We start from the raw sequence: 24,897 nt of genomic DNA on the forward strand, positions 1-24,897 counted from the left end.
TAGCTCGCCACTTTTAAATACGTTAAACTTGGACTCATAACTCATTGGTTAATTCCTTTATGTTCTCTCGTTTACTACTAAATCTGATTGCCTCCAATTTAAATTTAATACTGTAATGCCGTTTTTTTATAATTCTAAGATATTTGTTTTTAGTTAAACAGTCTTAAAATATTGCCCGAGTAAATGTAGTAACTCCAGAATCTTTGTCTCGTACATTAATTATCTTTTTTTAATTTTTATAGCTAATTTAAAAAAAAAATGTTACGTTTGTGCTAAATCAATTTAGCTTGATTTTAAAATATTAATAATTTCATTTGTTGAATTGGCAATGTTATAACGTTAGTTTTTGTTTTGTAATTGTTAATTTTTTAATAGTATTTGAATAAAATAAATAAAAAGAATATGAAACATAAAAATTTGATAGGACAGTTACCAAAAATTGGAATTAGACCAACAATTGATGGTCGGTTGGATGGAGTGCGTGAATCGTTAGAAGAAATTACAATGCAAATGGCTAAAAATGCAGCAGCCTTTCTTGAAGAGAATTTAAGGCATGCAGATGGAAGCAAGTTAGAGTGCGTAATTTCTGACTCCTGTATTGGTGGAGTTGCAGAGGCTGCGGCTTCTGCTGATAAATTTGCAAAAGAGGGTGTTGGAGTATCTCTTACAGTAACTCCATGTTGGTGTTATGGAAGTGAAACCATTGATATGGATCCTACAATTCCAAAAGCTATTTGGGGGTTTAATGGTACTGAACGTCCTGGAGCAGTATATTTAGCCGCAGCATTAGCTGGGCATAATCAAAAAGGAATTCCTGCATTTAGTATTTATGGAAGAGATGTTCAAGATAGTGGAGATACTACCATTCCTGACGATGTCCAGGAAAAATTATTACGTTTTGCTCGGGCAGGTCTTGCAGTAGCTACAATGAAAGGAAAATCATATCTTTCAATGGGAGCAGTGTCAATGGGAATCGCAGGTTCAATAATTGATGCCAATTTCTTTGAAAGTTTCTTAGGTATGCGATGTGAAAACGTTGATATGTCTGAATTTACTAGAAGAATTGAAGAAGAGATATACGACAAAGATGAATATGAAAAGGCATTAGCTTGGACTAAAGAAAATTGTAAAGAAGGAAAAGATTACAATCCAGAAGATAGAAAAAAAACAAGAGAAGAGTTAGATAAAGATTGGGAGTTTGTAGTTAAAATGGCTTTAATTGGCCGTGATTTAATGATTGGTAATCCTAAATTGAAAGAACTGGGATATGGAGAAGAAGCTTTGGGTAGGAATGCTATAATAAGTGGATTCCAAGGTCAAAGACAATGGACTGATCATTTTCCAAATGGTGACTTTATGGAAGCTATTTTAACATCATCTTTTGATTGGAACGGAATTAGACAACCATTTATGGTTGCAACTGAAAACGATAGTTTAAATGGAGTTTCCATGTTATTTGGACATTTAATAAATGGAGCGGCGCAAATATTTAGTGATGTTCGTACATATTGGAGTCCAGATTCCGTAAAAAGAGTAACTGGTCATGAGTTAACTGGAGATGCAAAAAACGGATTTATTCATTTAATTAATTCAGGAGCTTCTGCATTAGATGGTTCTGGAGAACAAAGTATCTACGGAAAACCAGCTATGAAAGCTTGGTGGGATATTAAAGAGGAAGAAGCACAAAAATGCTTAGACAACACAACTTGGGGACCTGGAATGTTGGAATACTTTAGAGGAGGAGGATATTCTTCAACATTTAACACTAAAGGAGGAATGCCTGTAACAATGTGTAGAATTAATATTGTTAAAGGAATAGGACCTGTGTTACAGATAGCTGAAGGAAAAACAATTGATTTGCCTGAAAATGTACACGATACATTAGTAGAGAGAACAAATCCTACTTGGCCTACAACTTGGTTTGTGCCTAATTTAACAGGTGAAGGAGCTTTTGAAGACGTGTATAGCGTAATGGCAAATTGGGGAGCAAATCACGGAGCTTTTACCTATGGTCATATAGGTGCGGATTTAATAGCTTTGGCTTCAATGTTAAGAATCCCTGTAAATATGCACAATGTAGATAAAAATAAAATATTCAGACCAAGTGCTTGGGCTTCTTTTGGAATGGATAAGGAAGGTGCAGATTACAGAGCCTGTGATACTTACGGGCCATTATACTAATAATGTAAATTAGAAATAATGAAAAATAAGTATGTAATTGGAGTAGATTATGGAAGTGATTCTGTAAGAGCTGTAGTTGTAAATGCTCTAAGCGGTGAAGAAATTGCTACCTCTATAAAAAAATATTCAAGATGGATTGAGGGATTGTATTGCAATCCCTCAGAAAATCAATATAGACAGCACCCCTTAGATTATATTGAGGGATTAGAATGGACAGTTAAAGATGCTCTAAGACAATGTGATTTATCAGTAATCGAAAATGTTGTTGGGTTGGGCTTTGATACTACTGGAAGTACACCTGCTTTAGTAGATGAGGGTGGGGTTCCACTGGCTTTAAAATCTGAGTTTTCTGACAACCCAAATGCGATGTTTGTATTGTGGAAAGATCATACAGCCATTAAAGAAGCCGAAGAGATTAATGTTTTGGCTAGAAAATGGGAAATAAATTACACCAAATATGAAGGAGGAATTTATTCTTCTGAATGGGTATGGGCTAAAATGCTTCATGTTTTAAGAGAAGACAAATCTTTATGTGAACAAGCTTTTTCTTGGGTAGAACATTGTGATTGGATGCCGGCATTGGTTACAGGAAATACCAATCCAAAGGAAATAAAACGTAGTAGATGTGCAGCTGGTCATAAAGCTATGTGGCATTCAGATTGGGAAGGACTACCTTCAGAAGAATTTTTAACAACATTAGATCCGTTATTAAAGAATTTTAGAGGGCAATTGTTTACTGAAACTTATACCAGTGATACTAGTGTTGGTTCATTGTCACAAGAATGGGCTGATAGGTTAGGTTTAACAACCAATGTGAAAGTAGGCGCTGGTATTTTTGATGCACATTCGGGTGCCGTGGGCGGTGAGGCTAAACCAGGAGCTCTTTTAAGAATTATTGGGACTTCTACCTGTGATATAATGGTTGTACCCAATGAAGAAGTAAATGATAAATTAATACCAGGTATTTGCGGACAAGTTGATGGTTCTGTAGTTCCAGGATTTATTGGTTTGGAAGCAGGTCAAAGTGCTTTTGGGGATATTTATGCTTGGTATAAAAGTTTATTGGCTTGGCCATTATCTTTAATTGAAAGTGACGAACAAAGAAAAGAAATTGAAGATCAAATTATTGTTCAACTTTCATTGGAAGCATCTAAAATCCCCGTTACTCCAAATGATTTAATCGCAACAGATTGGTTAAATGGACGCCGTACACCCGATGCTGATCAATCCTTAAAAGGAAGTATAACAGGTTTAACACTAGGCACAACAGCACCAATGATTTTTAAAGCGCTAGTTGAAGCTACTGCTTATGGTTCCAGAGCAATTGTTGATAGGTTAATTGAAAATAACGTGCAAATTAATGAAGTAATTGCATTAGGAGGAGTAGCTAAAAAATCAGATTTTGTGATGCAAACACTTTCGAATGTACTTAATTTACCAATTAAAATAGCAAGGTCTTATGAAACTTGTGCATTGGGATCAGCTATGTATGCCGCAGTTGTTGGAGGTGTATATAGTTCTCTTCAAGAAGCCCAAATAGCAATGGGGTGTGGTATGGAAAATGAATATAAACCTGAACCTGATAAAGTAGTTGTATACCAAGAAAATTATAAAAAATATTTGAAATTAGGGAAGTGTAAAGTTTAAAAAAAACTTCTATATTATAAAGTAATTTAAGTATAAATAGTTAATTTACGCACTGATTAAAATTAAGTAGACGTTATTACAAACTATTGTGAAAGACAGTGATAATTATAGTTAATTGAAGTTTTATTACGAGATAAAATTAATAATAAACCGTAAATTTATGAAAAAGGTTAGTCTTGCAGATATTTCTAAAGAGTTAGGTGTTTCCAAAACATTGGTTTCGTTTGTAATGAATGGAAAGGCTGAAGAAATGCGTATTAGTGAGGAAATGACAGAAAAAGTGTTGTTAAAGGCTAAAGAAATGGGCTATAAAGCTAATTATTTGGCAAAAGCGTTAAGAACAGGTAAATCCAACACAATAGGTCTTATTGTAGCAGATATATCAAATACATTTTTCGCTAAATTAGCTAGAAGTATAGAAGATGAGGCAATTAAATATGGGTATAATGTAATTTTTGGTAGTTCTGATGAAGATAGTAAAAAATCAACAAAATTGATAGATGTTTTTTTAGATAAAAAAGTTGATGGTTTGATTATTTGCCCTTCTAAAGGAGATGAAAATTATATTAAAAAATTGCAAAAGGCAAAGATTCCAAATGTAATGGTCGATAGATATTTTTCAAATATTGAAGGAAATATAGTTGTTGTTAATAATAAAGAAGGGGCTTTTCAGATTGTTGAGGGGCAAATTAAAAAGAGGTATAAGCGTATAGGTTGTGTGAATTTTAATGTTGGTCTTATTCAGATGGATTATAGATTGGAAGGATATAAAGCAGCATTAGTAGCTAACGAAATTGAGTATGATGACCAGCTTGTTAAAAATGTCTCTTTTGAAAATATTGAAGAAAAAGCAGAAAAAGCAGTAAAGGAATTATTAGAGAATGATGTTGAAGTGATTTTTTTCACAAATAACCACTTGGCTTTTCTTGGTTTGAAGCTAATTAAAGAACATAATAGAAAGAATAAAAGACAAGTATCGATTTGTAGTTTTGATAGCTATGCTTTTATGGATTTATTAGAAGTTCCTATAGTTTATGGGGTTCAGCCTATAAGTTTATTAGGGAAAAATGCAGTGGATTTAATTGTAAAACAAATTGATTCAGATACTTTGGTAAATGAGAAAAGAGTATTACCAATTGACATACTAGAAATTAAATAATTTCAAACTAAAAGATTCAGTTTAGATATTATATCGAAATTGAATTTTTTTATCATTTTAGCTAAATCGTTTAAGTAGCAAGGTATAAGTTAAAATTATAGGGTTGTTTATAGAGATTTAATTTAAAGTTGGTATTCATATTTTAAATAATTTTTAACTAAAAAACACTAAATAAAGCTTTAGTGAAAAGCTAAAAATAATAAACACAGAGAATTTAAAATTTAAATAAAATGAAAGATTCGAATCTAGGCAATAAAACTATACAAAAACAAAAGAAAATACCTGTAGTGTCTAAAAAAGTAGTAATTCCATTTATTTTAATTACATCTTTATTTGCATTATGGGGTTTTGCAAATGACATAACCAATCCAATGGTTTCAGCATTTAAAAAAATAATGGAATTGGATAATTTTCAGGCCTCGTTAGTACAGTTAGCCTTTTATGGCGGATATGGTACAATGGCATTGCCAGCCGCAATTTTCATAAAAAAATATTCTTATAAAAAAGGAATATTAATGGGATTAACTCTTTATGCCATCGGATGTTTATTGTTTTATCCAGCGGCAGTTTATGAACAATACTATTATTTTTTAGCAGCTTTATATATTTTAACGTTTGGACTTGCTTTTTTGGAAACAACAGCCAACCCATATATTTTGTCAATGGGAGATGAAAAAACGGCAACGCAACGTTTAAATCTGGCACAAGCCTTTAATCCTATTGGGGCATTATCAGGATTATTTGTTGCTCAAACTTTTGTGTTAGGAGCCTTGCAATCTGATGATGTAAATTTTTCAGCATTAACTGAAGACGCTAAATCAGTAATTAAAACTTCAGATTTATTAGTAATAAGAGACCCATATGTAGCTTTGGGAGCTTTTGTATTGTTGATGTTAGCTGTTATTGCTTTTGTGAAAATGCCTGAAAATCTAGAAAAAAATCAATCTAGTGTTTGGGAATCTATAAAAAGATTGTTTAAAAAAGAGCGTTTTGTAGGTGGGGTAGTAGCACAAACTTTTTATGTGGGAGCTCAAATTATGTGTTGGACGTACATTTATCAATATGCAGAAATTTTAGGAATTGATAATCAAACTACGGTGTACTATGCAATGACTGCTTTGGGAGTGTTTTTAGCTGGACGTTGGATTTGTACTTTTCTATTGAAATATATAAACTCGGGAAAATTATTATTTTTTCTTTCTATTGGAGCAATCGGTTGTACCCTTGGAGCTATATTTATTCACGGAATGGGCGGGTTGTACAGTTTAGTAGCGATTTCTTTTTGTATGTCTTTAATGTTTCCAACAATTTATGGAATTGCTTTGAAAGGTTTAGGTGAAGATGCCAAATATGCTTCAGCATTTTTAGTAATGGCCATTGTTGGTGGGGCTATTATGCCATCATTGCAAGGTTTAGTTTTAGATATTGGTGGTTCTGGATATGAGGATGTTTCAATATTAGGTGTACCTGAAGTGAATTTTTCATTTATTCTACCATTAATGTGCTATGTAGTGGTTGCTTTATACGGCTACAGAGCGATTAGGTACAACTAGGAATAAATCAAAGAACAATTATTAATACACCATAAATCATGAAAAAAACATTAAAAAATATAACTGTAACAGCAATTGTTTTGATAATTACAGTTTCGTGCAATATTAAAAACACTAAAAAAGTGGAAAAAACAACTGAAGATAAAACAATAGAGGAAAAAGGAACTTTTGGTTATGATAAGGCTTTTTTAAAAAAGAACTATAAAAATACTATTGTTTTAGAAAGTAGCGATCAAAAAGCAAGCATTATTCTATCTCCGGAGTTACAAGGTCGTGTTATGACTAGTACTTTAAATGGAGATGAAGGAATGAGTTTTGGTTGGTTGAATTATGATTTAATTGCTTCTAAAAAAATAGAGGAACACTTTAATCCTACAGGTGGTGAAGAGCGTTTTTGGTTAGGGCCAGAAGGAGGTCAATTTTCAATTTATTTTGAAAAAGATAAAAGTTTTGAATTTGAAAACTGGTATGTGCCAGCAGCAATTGATACAGAAGGGTTTAATGTTATCAAACAAAATGAAAATAGTGTAGCATTTCAAAAAGAAATGAACCTCATTAATTATTCTGGCACAAAATTCCATTTAGAGGTAAAAAGGAATATAACACTTTTATCTAAAGGTCAAATATCAGAAGCATTACAATTGTCTTCTAATGATTTCTCATCTGTGGCATATGAAACTCAAAATATTGTAAAAAATATTGGAGATCAAGCTTGGGAAAAAGAAACTGGTTTGGTGTCAATTTGGATGTTAAGTATGATGACTCCTTCATCAGAGGTTACAGTAGTTGCACCTATAAAAGAAGGTTTAGATAGTGAAAAAGGAATAAAAGTAAATGACAATTATTTTGGGAAAATTTCAGCAGATAGAATAAAAAGTACGGAGCAAAATGTGTTTTTTAAAGCTGATGGTAAAAGTCGAGGAAAAATAGGATTTTCCCCACAAAGGTCAACTGAATTTATTGGAAGTTATGATGCTCAAAATAAAGTGTTAACCATTTTACAGATTCCAGAACCAAAGTCCACCGATAAGTATGTGAATTCAGCTTGGGAAATACAAAAAGATCCCTACTCAGGAGATGTGTTGAATTCTTATAACGATGGACCATTAGAAGATGGATCTCAAATGGGACCTTTTTATGAATTAGAAAGTTCCTCTCCAGCACTCGCTTTAAAATCAGGAGAGCACTATAGCCATACACAACGTATGTACCATTTCAAAGGTTCAAAAGAAGTATTAAATAAAATATCAAAACAACTATTGAATGTTTCAATTGAAGAAATTGAAGCAGTCTTTTAAATAAAATAATTAAAAATGAATAATTTTTTCGCAACTCTAATATGTATGATGGTATCCTTAGCAACTTATGCCCAAGGTCAGCGTACTATTAAAATTGAATCAGGAGATTCACATACTGATATTATTAAAAAAGCAACTCTGGTGGTTCCTACGGCAAATCAATATGCTTATAAAAAATTAGAATTCACGTGTTTCGTTCATTTTGGAGTGAATACGTTTACCAGAAAAGAATGGGGAGATGGATTTGAAGATCCTAAAGTTTTCAATCTTCAAAATCTGGATACTGATCAATGGTGTAAAACAGCCAAAGAAGCAGGTATGAAATTGGTTATGTTTACAGCCAAGCATCATGATGGATTTGTTCTTTGGCAATCTCGTTACACCAAACACGGCGTAATGTCCTCGCCATATAAAGATGGTAAAGGAGATGTGCTGAAAGAACTAGCAACATCTTGTGAAAAATACGGGTTGAAGTTAGGAGTATATCTTTCTCCAGCAGATTTGTATCAAATAGAAAATAAAGAAGGTCTGTATGGGAATTTGAGTAAGTACACAGAACGTATCATCCCAAGACCTGTAGAAAACAGACCTTTTGCTAACAAAACAACTTTTAAGTTTAAGGTAGACGATTATAATGAGTATGTTTTGAACCAGCTTTTTGAATTGTTAACAGAATATGGGCCAATCCATGAAGTATGGTTTGATGGAGCACATCCTAAGCGTAAGGGAAATCAACAATACAATTATTTAGCATGGAAAAAACTTATACAAACTTTGGCTCCAGAGGCTGTTATTTTTGGAAAAGAAGACGTTCGCTGGTGTGGAAATGAATCGGGTGCTACTCGTGCTTCAGAATGGGATGTGGTTACCTTTGATGAAGATCCTCATCAAATGAATCTTTTTCCTGATATGCATGGAGACTTAGGGAGTAGAGAGAAATTATCGAAAGCAAAATATTTACATTATTTGCCTGCAGAAACAGATACTTCTATTCGTGAAGGTTGGTTTTATAGAGATGAGACAGATCAAAAAGTACGTAGTGCAGATGATGTGTTTGATATTTATGAACGTGCTGTTGGAGGAAATGCTACATTGTTGTTAAATATACCACCCAACAGAGAAGGAAAGTTTTCTGATGAAGATGTACGTGTACTTAAAGAAGTAGGGAAAAGAATACAAGAAACCTATGACAATGATCTATTGAAAGGAGCCGAAGGAGAAAGTGCTATTCTTGACGCAAATGAAGATTCCTATGTTTTAGGAGAAAATGGTAAAGGTAGTTTTATAATTACTTCACCAAAAAAGATAACATTGAATCGTTTTGTATTGCAAGAAGCCATCCAAACCCACGGACAACGAATAGAAAAACATGCATTAGATGCTTGGGTAAATAATAAATGGCAGCAAGTAATAGAAAGTACTGTGGTAGGCTATAAAAGAATATTGAGATTTGCTGATGTAACTACCAATAAATTAAGAATAAGAATATTGGAAGCTCGTTCAAAACCTTCCTTATCGAAAGTTTCCGCACATTATTATACACCACGCCCACCACAATTGTCAATTAACCGTAACCTAAAAGGACAGGTGACTATTGCCCCTAAAAAAAGCGATTTTGATTGGAAAACGCATGGTATTGATGTTAATGAAAGTATTTCAAAAAATCTGGTTATCAGATATACTACTGATGGTAAAATGCCAAATGAAAAATCACAAATATATACTGATTCTTTTTTCTTTAAATCGGGAGAAGTAAAAGCGAAAGCATTTGAAAATGAACAAACAGGAAGTTTAGCAGAAAGAGAATTTGGGTTGGTTAAAAAGAATTGGACTGTTAAAGGAACAACTGATAATAAAAACAAGCCAGAAAATGCAATTGATGCCGATGAGAAAACTTATTGGAACTCCGGAAGTGGAGCGCCAGAATTAACAATCAATTTAAAAGAAACTAAAACGATTCGAGGGTTTATTTATACGCCGCCTTTAAACTTTAAAGAAGGACTTATTGAGAAAGGAATTATAAAAGTAAGTAAAAATGGAAGGTCATGGAAAACAGTACAAACTTTTGATTTAGGAAACCTAATCAATGACCCAACGGCTCGTACAATACATTTTGCCAAAAAAGTAAAAGGACAATATATTCAAATTGTTTCCATTAGGGGGGCTGGAGGAAGTTCTTCGGCAAGCATTGCTGAAATTGATATTTTAGAATAGAAAGTTAATTTATAAATATATTAAAAGAAATAAAAATGAAACGATTGTATATAATTTTATTAGTAAGCATTTTTTTTGGAATGGCATCCTGCTGTTCTAAAAAAGAGAAGGAAAATACTGCTAAAAAAACCATTTTAGAGCGTGCCGAAATTCCTTATTTAAAAGGAGAAAGCCGTCAGATATTTGACCCAAAACCATCTACTTATTTTGATGAAAATAAATGGTTTACTAACGATCATTGTTTTGTAACCGATAAAAAGGGAGATCTTCATTGGTTTGGAATTAATAACCCATTTCCTCCAAAAGGGAAAGATTTGTACAGATATCACCCTTATTTAGGGCATTTAACTTCTGATTCAGCCACTGAAAATTGGAAACGTCAACCATTTGCTATTAATGAAATTAAAGGAACTGAATATATAGGTGCACCTTATGTGATTTGGCATGAAGAATCAAATCGCTGGGTAATGGTTGTGGAACAATGGAGAGAAAAAAGGCAGTTGGAGGTCTATTGGTCTGATAATCTTACGAACTGGGAAGAAACTAAAACAGCTATATTACCAGATAAATTGTGGGTAGGAACAAGAGATCCTCATATTATGAAAGGTGATGATGGAAAATATTGGATTCATGTGGTGGCAACTGGAAATAAAGGCGTAAAACAATCACAGGTATTGAGAATTAGAACTAAAGATTTCATCACTTTTGAAGACCCAGAAACAATTTTGGGTATTAATGATATTGAATGGGCAACTTTAATAGAATCTCCTTATTTAAAAGAACACAACGGACTTTGGTATTTGTTTTTCACCTATGCTCACAGACGTTATGCTGAAACTTTGGTTATAGTATCTGACAATCCAAACCATTTTGATTACGAAAAAAATGTGGTAACAACCTTATTTGGTCATGCCGCAGAAATAGTCAATTATAAAGGAAAAGAATATATCACTTCTTGTGGTCCTGAGGATGCTCATTATCTGAATGGTCATGGTGTGACAATGGCAGAATTGGGGTGGTTAAAACAAGAATAAAGAATATAAGGTGATGAATAAATTAAAGGCCATAATTTTAGTAGGGCTTTTTGTATTGAAGGCAACAGCGCAAACAAATACAAATGAATTAGTAGATAATTCAAAAAAAGAATTAAAATATATAGGAATGCCAGTTGGTGGAATTTGTGCAGGACAAGTATATTTAGGAGGTGATGGACAGCTTTGGTATTGGGATATTTTTAATGTTGCTATGATATCCCCTGGTAATGAAGGAGGACATCGATATTATGAAAACCCATTGACCCAAGAACAAAAGTTTGAAAATGGCTTTGGTTTAACTGTTCAACAAGGTGGGCGTGTTTATAAGAAAAATTTAAATAGTAAAGGGTTTTCTGATATTCAGTTTGAAGGAGAATATCCTGTAGGAAAAGTAGTTTATAATGATGCGAGGCTTCCTGTAAGCGCTACGCTAAATGCCTTTACACCTTTTATCCCAACAGATGCTGATAATTCAGGATTACCTGTAACGGTGTTAGAATACACAGTAACCAATACAGATATAGAAGATGTTGAAGTTGAATTAGCTGGATGGTTACAAAATATGTCGAGTTATTGGAGTGCTGAAGGTAAAAAAGGAAAACATACCAATAAAATAATTTCAACAGATAAATTTACACGTTTGGTATGTGAAAGTGATGAGAAATTTAAAGATGAACTACCAGATTGGGGAACTATGAGTTTAACATTGGTAGATGAAGGGAAAGCGACTGCTAATGCTGTAAAAGAAAATGGAAGTTCAATTTATACAGTTAATAAAGAGGAAAAAGAAGCTTCAATTAGTTTAGGAAATAAATTGGTTGGAAGTGTATCCGGAAATGCAATCTTAAAACCAGGAGAAAGTAAAACTTTTACGTTTCATTTAAGCTGGTACTTTCCAAATATTCATTTATGGAATGGAGCACATCACTGGAAAAACAAAGAAAATTTAAGACACTATTATACTTCTAAATTCAATAGTGCAGGAGATGTGTCAGATTATTTATTGAAAAATAATTGGCTGCTAGAAACTACTAAAAATTGGAATAGTACTTGGTACGATTCTTCTTTACCAAAATGGTTTTTAGATAGAACTTTTGTAAATGTAAGTACTTTGGCAACAACGGCTTCGGTTCGTTTTAATGATTTAAAAGATACACCAGAAAGTGAAGGTCGTTTTTATACATACGAAGGTGTTTATTTAGGAGAAGGAACTTGTACACACGTATTTCATTATGAACAAGCAATGGGAAGAGTTTTTCCAAATTTATCACGTCAACTTCGTGAGCAGACCGATTTAGGTTTGTCATTCGATAAGAGTGGAATTATTAAATACAGAGGTGAGTTTAGTGGATTGGGAAGACATGATGGTCGAGGATTTGCCATAGATGGACACGCAGGTACCGTAATGCGTATTTACCGTGAACATTTAATGTCTTCAGATAAAACATTTTTGAAAAAGAATTGGAAGAAAATTAAGAAGTCCATTCAAGTGATGATTGCTCAGGATAAAGAAAAAACAGGGCGTGCTGATGGAATCTTAGAAGGAAAACAATACAATACTTTAGACAGAACTTGGTATGGTAAAATTACCTGGATTAGTGGTTTGTATGCTGCTTCGTTAAAAGCGGGTGCTGAAATGGCTAAAGAAATGGGAGATAAGAGGTTTGCGAATACTTGTAAAAAAATAGCTCAAAAATCTTTTAAAAATATTTCAAAAGAACTATATAATGGTGAATATTTTATTCAGAAGACAGATCCGAAACATCCTGAAGCTCCAAATACAAATATAGGTTGCCATACTGATCAACTATTAGGGCAGTACTGGGCTACTCAAACAGGATTGGGAGATATTTTACCAAAAGAAAAAGTAAAGAAGTCGCTTCAATCTATCATGAAATACAATTTTGTGGAAAATTATGGTGATTATTTGGATAAAGCTGAGATTCCTGTAAAACGTTATTATGCTGATAAAAATGAACAAGGAATTATCATGTGTACTTTTCCAAAAGGAGGAACAGACAAAGCACCGGGAATTATAAAAAATGATTGGGAAAAATTAGTCATTGGTTATTTTAGTGAAATATGGACAGGACAGGAACACCAATTGGCAGCAACGCTGATCTCAGAAGGCCTTGTAGAAGAGGCTATGAAAGTTGAAAAAGCGGTACATGATCGCTATGCACCTTCAAAAAGAAATCCATACAATGAGATTGAGTATGGGAATCATTATACCAGAGCAATGAGTGGGTATGCACCCTTTGTTTCTGCTTCTGGATTCACTTATCATGGGCCAAACGGAATTATTGGTTTTGACCCAAAAATTAACCCAGAAAACTTTAAATCAGCATTTATAGCTGCTGAAGGATGGGGAAGTTTTTCTCAACAAATAAGTAATGAAAAGCAAGTGTGTCAACTTCAATTGAACTACGGAAGGCTCAAATTAAAAGAATTGAATTTGGTTACAAATGCGATATCAATAGATGTAGTAGTACTATTGAATAAGAAAAAGATGAATGCTACTTATTCAGTAAAAAACAAACAATTAAACCTGAAATTTGAATCAATCCAACTAAAAGCTACCGACATTTTAGAGATTATAATAAACTAAAATACACCCTCATTATGAAAAATATAAAAAACATCATATTAAGTCTAATGGTTTCAACTGTTTTGGTAAGCAGTTGTAATACAAATCAAAATAAATCAAAAGGAAAAAAGGAATTCAGAGTAGAAACTCCTGTTATAGCAAGTGAATGGCAACATATTTTTAACCCCAATGATACCCGTTCAGAAATAGATACTACTTGGTATACCAATGATCATTGTTTTGCCAAAGGAGCTGATGGCAAACTACACGCTTATGGAATTATTGGGCATAAACCCATCAATCCATGGACTGGAGAGAATAAATTATTTCATATTTCAGCAGATAGTATTTCCCAGTTAAAGTGGGAAGATCATGACTATGCTTTAAAAATAAAACCAGGAGTAGAACGTGTATTGTGGGCACCACATGTATTTCAGGAAAAAGGGAAAAACTATATGTTTTATAATATAGGAAACTTGCAAAAAAGCGCACCAAATTATGCAAGTTGGGGGCAGCTGTGTATGGCAGAATCAGATGATATGTTTAAATGGAATCGTTATGAATTTAACCCCCTGTTTAGTGATCCAGGACATGCAAGAGATTCATACATATTAAAAGACAGGGATACATATTATTTTTACTACACACGTACTTTTAGTGAAGTAGATTTGCGCTCTTGTGTTGCTGTAAGAACCAGTCCAGATTTAAAACATTGGAGCGGTCCTAAAATTGTGCATACCCAACCTTATGAAGTAGATTGGGGTGGAGATGCCGAGAGTCCGTTTATTGTGAAAAGAAATGAGATATTCTATTTGTTTGTTTGCAGAGCAATGACAAAATACAATGAAACTCATGTGTATTGGTCTAAAGATCCAATGAATTTCCCAAAAGAGAATTTTGTTTGTGAATTACCAACCCATGCATCAGAGGTTATTAAAATAAATGAAGATGAATGGTATATCTCCAATACAGGATGGGATAAGAAAGGTTTGTTCCTAGCAAAGTTAAAATGGCAATAGTAATTAGCTAATAATACTGATGAACAGTACTGCGATAGTGCTGTTCGTCTAAGTTTTTTAGTTATCCATCTAAAAAAATTTGGTTTCTTAAAAAAATGTTAATATATTAGCTAAATGCGTTTAGCAGGATTTAATTTAAAAAAATTCATTTTTTTTATTTTTTAACTAAAACGTTTTAGCAAAATTTTAGTAGAAAGAATTCAATTAAATATCAATTCTTTACACATGTAGCTAAAACGAATTAGCAATTTGAAATATTAAAATTGAATAATATCAACTCAAATAATTACTAATCTTTAAACCAGTGATAACATATGATAAAATAACCAAACTCAAAAAACAACTATAAAAAACTAAACTTATATCAGAAAAACTTTAAAATATTAATTTCTGATTCTTTAAACCAAAAAAATTAATAAGTAACTTTTAAATAAAGCAAAATTATGATTAAAAATTTATGCTTATCTCAAGAATTAGATGTTCTTTTTTATAAGAAGCTGAATACGAGATTAACTATTGGCTTTCTTATTGTTTCATTAATTACAATGAGTGCAACAGCAAATTCTTTAAACAACAACAATATTGTTTTTGGAGATGATAATTATGATACAGTTCTGCAAAGTATAATTAAAGGGAAAGTAACAGATAAAGAAGGATCTCCTTTACCTGGTGTGAATATTATAATAAAAGGAACTAACAAAGGCGTTGATACTGATTTTAATGGGAATTATAGTATTGAAGCTAACAATGGGGATGTACTGATATTTTCATACGTAGGAATGAAACAAGTTAATATAACTGTTGGAAATTCAAATACAATAAATATTACTTTGGAAGAGGATGCAAATGCTCTTGACGAGGTAGTTGTAATTGGATATGGAACTAAATCCAAAGCAACTATAGCTGGTGCAGTAGAAGTTGTAAATTCTGATGTATTAGAATCAAAAGCTGCTCCAACAGCCATGTCTGCAATTCAAGGAGTTATTCCAGGAGTAACAATTACAAGATCAAATGGTCAACCGGGTGCTGGAGGATTTAATATCAATATTAGAGGTTTGTCTTCTGTTAATGGAGGAAACTCACCTTTAATTTTAATTGATGGTAATCCAAGTGAAGATTTAGATATTTTAAACCCACATGATATTGAAAATATTTCAGTACTTAAAGATGCTGCAGCTGCAATTTATGGTTCACGTGCAGCAGGAGGTGTTATCTTAATAACAACTAAGTCTGGAAGAAAAGGAAAGCAAGTTGTTAAATTTTCTACAAATACGGCATTTTCAAAACCTTTAAATAAAGTAAAATATCCTACACTTTTACAGTATGCTCATATGAATCAAGAGGCTGATATAGCCAATGGAGTAGCTCCTTTTTGGGATGATGCAAGAATCCAAAAAATTATTGATGGAGCTGATCCTGATAGATTTGGATCAAGTAGAGATTTCCAGTTTTACAAAGGAATTGATATGTTTGAAGAATTATATGGAACAGGTTTCAGACAAGATTATAATTTAAGTATTAGTGGTGGTTCAGATAAAAGTAACTATTATTTCTCATTGGGTTATAATAAGGATGATGGTATGATAGATCAGGCACCTGATCAGGCAGAAAGATTCAATATTAGAATGAATTATTCGTATAAAATTTTGGACAACCTTAATTTGAATGCCAAATTGAGCTACGATAGGTTGAAAACAAAAGAAATTTATAATCTTGGACGTGCTTTGAATGGTCTTGCCACGTACCCATTATTTTTCCCAGTAAAAACACCCGAAGGAAATTGGTTTAGCCAGTGGGGGTACGCAAATCCAATTACTTTGGCAAGAGCAGGAGATCCTCGTGAAAAATGGACAAACAGAGTTTCACCTAACTTTAAACTAGACTGGGATATTTTAGAGGATCTTACATTAACAGGTCAGGCGAGTTTAACCTTCGAAAATTATAATTCAAGATTGATAAAAAAACAAATTCCATATTATTTTTGGGAGGATATTTTTTCATATTACGAGTACCAAACAAATCCTAGTAATGCTAATTATGGTTTTTCTAAAACAAATCAAAGAAACTACTCACTAACATTAAAGTATGACCACATTTTTAATGATGTTCATAATGTGAGTGTGATGGTAGGAGCTGTTCATGAAGAAAGTGATTATGACTGGTTTAGTGCTTATAGAGATAATTTTATTTCAGATGAACTGTTTTCATTAAATTTAGGAAGTACTGATAATATGAGTAATGGTGGTGGCGGGAATCATTGGGCATTAGAATCTTTAATTTCACGTATTGGTTATATCTATAAAGACAAGTATATTTTTGAAGCAAACCTAAGATATGATGGTTCCTCTAGATTTGCAGAAGAACAACGTTGGAAACTATTTAAAGGAGCTTCAGCTGCTTGGCGTTTGTCAGAAGAAGATTTTATCAAAAATACAGGTTGGTTTGATAATTTAAAATTACGTATGTCATACGGTGAATTAGGAAATCAAGCAGGAATAGGATTGTATGATTATGTACAAAACATCAATATTGGAGGTCAATATCCTTTTGGAGATACACAAAAGGCACAATCAGCGAGTCTTGCAGGAATGGTTTCTAGAGAAAGAACATGGGAAACCCTAATTTCTAGAAATATTGGTGTTGATATGACAGTTTTAGATAATAGATTGGATTTGTCTTATGATTATTATTATAAGACGAATAAGAATATGTTGTTAGGAGTTACTTTACCTTCAGTTTTAGGTGCTGCACCACCGGCTGGAAATAATGGAGAGTTAGATTCTTGGGGTTGGGAATTGAGTGCTGGTTGGAAAGATCAGATTAAGGACTTCAAATACGGAGCTAGAGTAGTATTGAGTAACAGTGATAATAAAGTTGTTGATTTAGGTGGATATGATAATTATGGAGTTGGTTATAACTGGGTAAGAGAAGGATATAGAGCCAACTTATATTATGGTTATGTATTCGATGGGATTATTCAAGATCAAGTTACGCTAGATGAATATAAGACCTTGGGAGGAGTGCCTGGAAATATTGGTATTGGAGATGCTATGTATAAAGATGTTGATGGTAATGGAAGAATTGATGCCTATAGTGACGAACGTGAAAATGGTGATTTAGCAATATTAGGAACATCAGATCCTCAGTATAATTTTGGTATCAATTTAAATGCTGAGTATAAAGGGTTCGATTTAACAGCATTTTTTCAGGGAGTTGGTAAGCGTTCAGTATTTAGAGAAGGAACTGCAAGAGTGCCATTCCACCAACCATGGTATCACCCAACTGCATTGTATTATAACAATACTTGGGCACCAGATAGAACAGATGCTAAATATCCGAGACTTTCACATAGCAATATCAGATATTGGAATTATCAGCACTCATCTAATAACGAAGAAAATGGGGCTTATATAAGGATGAAGAATATTCAGTTAGGGTATACCTTACCTGAATCAATTGTTGATTCTATGTCATTAAGTAAAGTGAGAGTATATTTTAGTGGAAATGATTTATGGGATTACCATAAAATGGGTGGAGGATATGATCCTGAAGATAATTCTTACGGTGATAATTATGCTTTTGCTAAAACTGTTTCATTTGGTGTTGATATAACTTTTTAAAAATAAAAAATATGAAGACAAAATATATAGTAGCAATTATTGGTTTAGTAATGATTTTAGGATCATGTACTAAAGAATTGGACCTATACCCAAAAGATCAAGTTTCTGATGGGTCATTTTGGAAAAGTCCAAAAGATTTTGAACTGGCAGCAAATAGGTTTTATAGAGCATTTCCAAGTCATTTTTCACACCATGATAGTAATGCAGAATCTACCTTTGGTAGCGGACCTAATGAAGTGAGTAATGGAACCTATGTAGCTCCAGATAATTCTGGACACTGGGATAATTCGTATGGAGCTATTCGCGAAATAAATTATTTGTTGGCTAAAAGTGAAGAATATGCAAACCCTGATGAAATTAAAACTTGGGTTGGAGAGGCATATTTCTTTAGAGCATGGCAGTATGCTGGATTATTAACTGAATTTGGAGGAGTTCCTATTATCACTAAAGTATTAGATGTTAATAGTGAAGAGTTAAATGCTCCAAGAAATTCTAGAGAGGAAGTAGCGGACCTAATTATTGCAGATCTTCAAAAGGCTATTTCATTTTTACCAAAGGCAAGTGAAATAGAGGGTATTGATTTAGGTAGAATTTCTAAAGGAGCAGCACAAGCTTTTTTAAGTAGAATAGCTTTATTTGAAGGTACTTGGGCAAAATACCATAATGGGACAAAAGCTAACGAACGATTAACAATTGCCGCTCAGGCTGCAAAATCTGTTATTGATAGTGGAGAATATGAACTTTTCAATAGTTTAGGAACGGATAAAAGTTATAGAAAACTGTTCATTGAAGCTGGTGAAGATAGTGAGGAAGTAATACTATCTAGAAGATATGTAAAAGATATTAATGGCACTCATAATCACACGCGTTGGTTAGAGCAAAACATCATGAATCCAACAAGAAGTTTGGTAGATGATTATTTATGTACTGATGGTTTGCCAATTAGTGATTCACCTTTGTTTAATGGGTATGATACAATGACTTCTGAATTTGAAAATAGAGATCCAAGAATGGCTCAAACTGTTTTTATGGTTGGAACAGAGTACGCATGGTATGATACTACAAAAATATTTGATAAACCTTCATTGGTGAGTCCTGTAACACGTACTGGGTATAGTGTATATAAATACTTAGCGGAATCATTAGAATCGTGGAGTAATAATAGTGAATATGATAATATAATAATTCGTTATGGTGAAGTATTATTAAATTATGCAGAAGCAAAATATGAGTTGGAAGGCTCTATTTCAGATGCTGATTTAGATGGATCAGTTAACAAATTAAGAGATAGGGTAGGTATGGTGCATTTGACAAATGCTTTTGTTGGTGCAAATGGTTTAGACATGCAGTTAGAAATTCGTAGAGAAAGAAAGATTGAATTGGCATGTGAAGGATTCCGTTTTAATGATTTAATGCGTTGGAAAACTGCTGAGGAAGAAATGCCAAAAGCTGTGAAAGGAATTAAGTTTGTCGGAACAGAGTACGAAACTGTATTCCCAGATTTAACACCTGGAGTACATTTTCAAGTAGATAGTGAAGGATATATTGTAGCAGAACCTGCAGGAGATAGAACTTTTAATGCTTCTAAACACTATTTAAGACCTTTGCCTAAAAAACAAATAAACCTAAATCCAAACTTGGAACAAAATCCAGGTTGGTAAAAATATTAACTAATATTACTTATTTATATTATAATTTGAGTTAATGATATTTTTGAATTAGTTAATTTATAAGGGAGTCTTTCGGCTCCCTTAGTTTTTTATAAATAGTGCTTCTAAATAAGCATAAAGTTTCATAATTACTTTACTACAAGCTTTTAAATATCATTATTTTTTAATTATTTAGCTAAATCGAATTAGCATAATAAATATAATGAGAATACCAAAATTAATTTTAGGAGTTTTAAGTGGATTACTAATTTCTTCATTTAATCCTCAACTAAATGTGTATGAAGAAGTATTAGACATTGAAAATATATCAAAACCACAAACAGATTGGGAAGGTATCATATTTAGTAGTTATGATCGTAATGGAGGCAATAATGATGGCTTTGCAGGAACTTATTCTAAACTTCGTCTTGAGAATGGAAATAGCGTATTGGCAGAAACTACTGGAGCTGGATATGTAAGTAGAATTTGGTTTACGCATTCAGAACACAAAAAAGATGGATTGCTGGAGTTAAAAGGAGAACATATTAAAATATATATAGACGATAAAATTACACCTGCTATTGACATTCCTCTGGAACAAACTTTTGAAGGTACTGAACCAGGATTCCCTTTAGGGCTTGTTGTTAAAGGTTTGGGAGGTTGGTATTACAATGTGCCAATTCCATTTGCTAACTATTGCCGGATAGAAGTGGAAGGAGATGGAGTTAAATTTTATCAAGTTAATTTTCAAAAGTACACTGGAGATAAAATAGTTCAAAGTTATCGATCTAGAGAGGTGAAAAAAACAAAGCAACTTCTTGAAATACTTGGAGAGAACTTGTTAAATGGATTTGAAAAGAAGAGTGATTCTACGAATGAAATCTTAATGAATATTCCTGCTGAAGGAAAGGAAGTTTTGGAAATTGAAAATGAAATTGGTCAAATAAATCGCTTAAGTATTGAAACAGCGCCTGATAATTTAGAGAGCCTTTTAAAAAGTCAACTAAAAATATATTGGGATGATCAAAAACAGCCATCTATTAACGTACCGGTTCATATGTTTTTTACCATTTCAAATGAAGAAAACTTACAACATTCATTATACGCTGGGTATAAGGACGGAAAATTGTTTAATAAATTACCTATGCCATTTTCCAAAAAAGCCAGAATTGAAATTGTAGCTGCTGACAAAGATTTAAAACTGAAAGTTAGTTATTCAATCAGTAAACAGACATATGCTACGGAAAATTATTTAACTACTTTTTACAATGAAGAGTTACCTGCAAACAACACGGATAAGCCCTTTTTATGGCTTGATGCAAAAGGTGAAGGGCAGTATATAGGAACGTTTTTAATGACAGAGGCAAAAACACACGGAGAAGAATACTTACCTGTTTGGTTAGAAGGAGATGAGGTTTTTGTTTGTGATGGGGAAATGCGAATTCACGGTACAGGAACAGAAGATTATTTTAACTGTGGTTGGTATGGTGTTGTAGGACGTTTGAATAAGTCGGGAAGTTTTCCACTGCACGGATTTCCAGAATATGAAATGAATGAGATTGGAAAAGCATCAGCATATCGTTGGCATTTATTAGATCCAATTCCATTTAAAGATACCATTCAGGTTACTGTGGAACACGGAACGAATAATACCATTGAAGCAAATTATAAAAGTGTGGCCTTTTACTATTTAAAGAAAAATTAAGATTAATATTTAGGAAATGAAAACATTAAATATAAAGTTATTTAGTATTCTATTACTGTCAATTCTGTTGATAGCCTGTAATTTTAAACCCAATAGAGTTGTTACATCAGAAATTGTTACAACGCAATCTTTACTAAATGAGATGGTGGATAGAGATGGTTTGGCAAAACTTTCTGAGCATTCATTTAAAACATTACAGGCGAGTAGTTATTCGCGTAAGTCTATTTCTAAGAATCAAGAAGGTTGGTTTGACAATGCAGATGCAAGTCAGTTTATTAAAGTAGATACAATTGAAGGTAGAAAAGAACATGTGCTTATGGATGTAGACGGTCCAGGTGCGATAGTTAGATTTTGGAGTACTTGGCATGCACAACAATTTTCAATGGGTACACTTCGATTCTATTTTGATAATGCAAATACTCCTCAAATTGAAGGGAGGATTGATGAAATTATTTCTTCTAATAAATATATTGGAGCACCACTTTCACAAACCACTTCACCTTTCTTAGAGAATGGAGGTTGGTTTTCAGGTCACAATCTTTATTTTCCTTTGCCATATTCAAAACATTGTAAAGTAACCTATCAAAAAGCGGATGAAAGTGTGAACGATGTGCTTTACTATCAAATTAATTATAGAAAATATACATCTGAAACTTTGGTAGAAACGTATACAAAAGGAGATTTAGAAAGCAATAAATATAAAAAAGCTATTTCAGATGTATCCAAAAAGTTGAATGAATATGAGTCTGTTGTAAATGGAACTCAGGTAGATCATTTAAATGGGATAGTAAAAGCGGGTAAATCGGTATCAACAACTTTAAAAGGTGAAAAGGCAATCAAGAAAATAGCGATAAAACTGAATACAGAAAATTTAGAACAGGCATTGCGTTCAACGGTGGTGTCTATGGAGTTTGATGGGAAAAAGACAGTTTGGGCTCCTGTAGGAGATTTGTTTGGTACAGGTTATAAAATATCAGCTTATAAAGGATGGTTGAGTAAAGTGAAAGAAGATGGGGATATGCTATTATATTTTCCAATGCCTTTTCAGCAGTCAGCAAAAATTTCAATCCATAATTATGGAAAAGAAGATATTGAACTGGTAAAAATGGATGTACATCATTCTGATTGGGAGTGGGATGATACAAGTTTGTATTTTCATGCCAACTGGCGTAATTATCCAAATGTTAAAACTTCAGAAAAAAAGGATGTTAATTTCATCACTATTTCAGGAAAAGGAAAGTATGTGGGAGATGTATTGACTCTTTTTAATGATAGTTATCAATGGTGGGGAGAAGGTGATGAAAAGATTTTTGTAGATGGAGAACAGTTTCCTTCTCATTTTGGAACAGGTACGGAAGATTATTACGGGTATGCCTGGTGTAGTGTAGTTGATTTTGAAGCACCATTTATTGCTCAGCCTATTGGAGATGGAAATAGAAGTCCGGGGTTGACAGTCAATAGCCGTTGGAGATCTTTGGATGTAATTCCATTTGACAAATCATTAAAATTTGATATGGAAATCTGGCATTGGGCATCTACAAAAATGGATTATGCGCCTACCACTTTTTGGTATGGAACTTTGGATGCAAAGGCAGAATTTATGGAAGATGTAGTAGGGGTGCAACTCCCTGTGAAATTATCAGGTAAATTTGAAGCAGAAGGATTTAAGGTTAAACAAGTTCAGGGAGGAGAGGTGATCACTCAGGCTTTTCTTTCTTATGATTGGAGTGCACGAAGTCATTTATTATGGAGAGGCATTCAAAAAGGTGATCAATTGGAAACTATTTTGTATTCAGAAAAAGAACGAAAAGGAGAATTGACTGCTGTATTTACCAATGCTCCTGATTATGTGATTGTTGATGTGTTGTTGAATGATGAAATCATCTTCAAAAATTTAGATCTGTACAGCGAAAAAGTATCTCTTAAAGAATATAGTATAGATAATGGAAAACTTAACAAAGGAAATAACTCAATAAAATTAATAGTTAAAGGAACCAATAAGAATAATCTAAATGCTGATAAATTAGGGGTAGATTATTTAATAGTACAATAAGTATAAAAAATATATAGGAATACTAAAAAGAGGTAATTATGAGTTTTGATGGATTAAATATGTCTTTAGGAAATTTAAGTCTGCTATCTGATGCGCAATCGCGATGTATTACTGCAGAAAACCCCGCAGGAGAAACTGGTGGAGGTGGAAGAGCAACAAAAGGTTTTGCTGAAAAACAGGCAAGTGAGTTAGGACAAGGTTGGAAAGTAAACCCAGCAATTACTATTGCTCCAAAAGAAACAGTTGTAATAGCAGATATTCAAGAGATGGGGAATATTCAAAGTATTTGGATGACTGGTCTTATTTCCAGAGATTTAATTATTAGAATCTATTGGGATAATCAAGAGCATCCATCTGTAGAAGTGCCATTTCCAGATTTTTTTGCCAGTGGTTATATTGACAATACCGATGTGTTGTTGGGTGGTGAATTTGATCCTTTGGTTTCCATTCCGGTAGCAGTAAATCCTTCAAATGCGTTTAACTGTTTTTGGTCAATGCCGTTTAAAGAAAGATGCTATTTCACCATAGAAAATAGAAGTGATATTGATAGGGTTTTATATTATCAGATAAATTTTCAATTAACACAAATACCTGAAAAATGCGCCTATTTTCATGCTTCATTTAGAAGGTCAAATCCCGTTAAGGTGAATGAGGTTCATACTATTATTGACAATATAGTAGGAGAAGGCCATTATGTCGGTACAGCAATGAGTGTTGGTTTAAACGGTGCCGGTGGATGGTGGGGAGAAGGTGAAGTAAAATTTTTTATCGACGATGATAATAAATTTCCTACAATTTGTGGTACTGGCTTGGAAGATTATTTTTTAGGAGCCTTTAACTGGGAAACAAATAAAGGATACACTACTTATAATTCACCTTATGGAGGCTTCCATAAATATGAAGCTCCTGATGGTTTGTATAAAATTCAACCACGTTTTTCATTGTATCGTTGGCATATACAAGATCCTATTCGGTTTAAAGGAAAACTAAAAGTTACGGTTCAGGATTTAGGATGGAAGAATTTCAATACAAAACAGTTTGACAACGTTGAAGAACGAAAGTATTTAATGCGTCAGGATGATATAGCTACAGTTGCCTTTTGGTACCAAACATTACCAAGCATTCAATTAAAATCTTTGCCAAATAAAGAAGGGCTGTCGATTCAATAAACGTTAATA

General features: G+C 33.0%; 14 protein-coding genes. All 14 read left to right on the plus strand.

All coding sequences use genetic code 11. The annotated features are described in order from the left end of the window. Positions 1-402 precede the first annotated feature (402 nt). The 14 genes from IEW75_RS06465 (at position 403) to IEW75_RS06530 (ending at position 24,888) form a co-directional block, all read left to right on the plus strand. Positions 403-2,181: an L-fucose isomerase gene (locus IEW75_RS06465; protein WP_134247910.1), complete on the plus strand. Its 1,779-nt coding sequence runs from the start codon at positions 403-405 to the stop codon at positions 2,179-2,181. Between the two features lie 18 nt (positions 2,182-2,199). Continuing rightward, positions 2,200-3,828: a ribulokinase gene (locus IEW75_RS06470; RefSeq protein ID WP_204744170.1), complete on the plus strand. Its 1,629-nt coding sequence runs from the start codon at positions 2,200-2,202 to the stop codon at positions 3,826-3,828. Positions 3,829-3,988: 160 nt separating this feature from the next. Beyond that, the gene (locus tag IEW75_RS06475; RefSeq protein WP_134247912.1) at positions 3,989-4,987 is read left to right on the plus strand and encodes a LacI family DNA-binding transcriptional regulator; all 999 of its coding nucleotides are present in this window, start codon (positions 3,989-3,991) and stop codon (positions 4,985-4,987) included. Positions 4,988-5,217: 230 nt separating this feature from the next. Further along, on the plus strand, positions 5,218-6,540 hold the full coding sequence (gene fucP, locus IEW75_RS06480; protein WP_134247913.1) for an L-fucose:H+ symporter permease: 1,323 nt from the start codon (positions 5,218-5,220) through the stop codon (positions 6,538-6,540). Positions 6,541-6,578: 38 nt separating this feature from the next. Beyond that, complete coding sequence (locus tag IEW75_RS06485) at positions 6,579-7,838, plus strand: DUF6786 family protein (protein ID WP_134247914.1); 1,260 nt, start codon at positions 6,579-6,581, stop codon at positions 7,836-7,838. Positions 7,839-7,853: 15 nt separating this feature from the next. Further along, complete coding sequence (locus IEW75_RS06490) at positions 7,854-10,052, plus strand: alpha-L-fucosidase (protein WP_134247915.1); 2,199 nt, start codon at positions 7,854-7,856, stop codon at positions 10,050-10,052. Positions 10,053-10,087: 35 nt separating this feature from the next. Then, positions 10,088-11,086 carry a hypothetical protein gene (locus IEW75_RS06495; protein ID WP_134247916.1) on the plus strand — a complete coding sequence of 333 codons (999 nt, stop codon included), beginning with the start codon at positions 10,088-10,090 and terminating at the stop codon, positions 11,084-11,086. Positions 11,087-11,099: 13 nt separating this feature from the next. Next, complete coding sequence (locus IEW75_RS06500; RefSeq protein WP_134247917.1) at positions 11,100-13,694, plus strand: GH116 family glycosyl-hydrolase; 2,595 nt, start codon at positions 11,100-11,102, stop codon at positions 13,692-13,694. Positions 13,695-13,708: 14 nt separating this feature from the next. Then, entirely contained in the window at positions 13,709-14,692 is a 984-nt protein-coding gene (locus tag IEW75_RS06505; protein ID WP_134247918.1) for a family 43 glycosylhydrolase, read from the plus strand. A gap of 443 nt (positions 14,693-15,135) precedes the next feature. Beyond that, positions 15,136-18,312: a SusC/RagA family TonB-linked outer membrane protein gene (locus IEW75_RS06510; protein ID WP_134247919.1), complete on the plus strand. Its 3,177-nt coding sequence runs from the start codon at positions 15,136-15,138 to the stop codon at positions 18,310-18,312. An 11-nt stretch (positions 18,313-18,323) separates the two neighbouring features. Continuing rightward, complete coding sequence (locus IEW75_RS06515; protein ID WP_134247920.1) at positions 18,324-19,973, plus strand: RagB/SusD family nutrient uptake outer membrane protein; 1,650 nt, start codon at positions 18,324-18,326, stop codon at positions 19,971-19,973. Between the two features lie 211 nt (positions 19,974-20,184). Further along, complete coding sequence (locus IEW75_RS06520; protein ID WP_134247921.1) at positions 20,185-21,666, plus strand: DUF2961 domain-containing protein; 1,482 nt, start codon at positions 20,185-20,187, stop codon at positions 21,664-21,666. Between the two features lie 16 nt (positions 21,667-21,682). Then, positions 21,683-23,719, plus strand: a complete 2,037-nt coding sequence (locus IEW75_RS06525; RefSeq protein WP_134247922.1) for a glycoside hydrolase family 172 protein — start codon at positions 21,683-21,685, stop codon at positions 23,717-23,719. Positions 23,720-23,757: 38 nt separating this feature from the next. Beyond that, positions 23,758-24,888 carry a glycoside hydrolase family 172 protein gene (locus IEW75_RS06530; RefSeq protein WP_134247923.1) on the plus strand — a complete coding sequence of 377 codons (1,131 nt, stop codon included), beginning with the start codon at positions 23,758-23,760 and terminating at the stop codon, positions 24,886-24,888. Positions 24,889-24,897 lie beyond the last annotated feature (9 nt).

The sequence above is a fragment of the Lutibacter litoralis genome (assembly GCF_014646675.1).
Lineage (GTDB): Bacteria > Bacteroidota > Bacteroidia > Flavobacteriales > Flavobacteriaceae > Lutibacter > Lutibacter litoralis.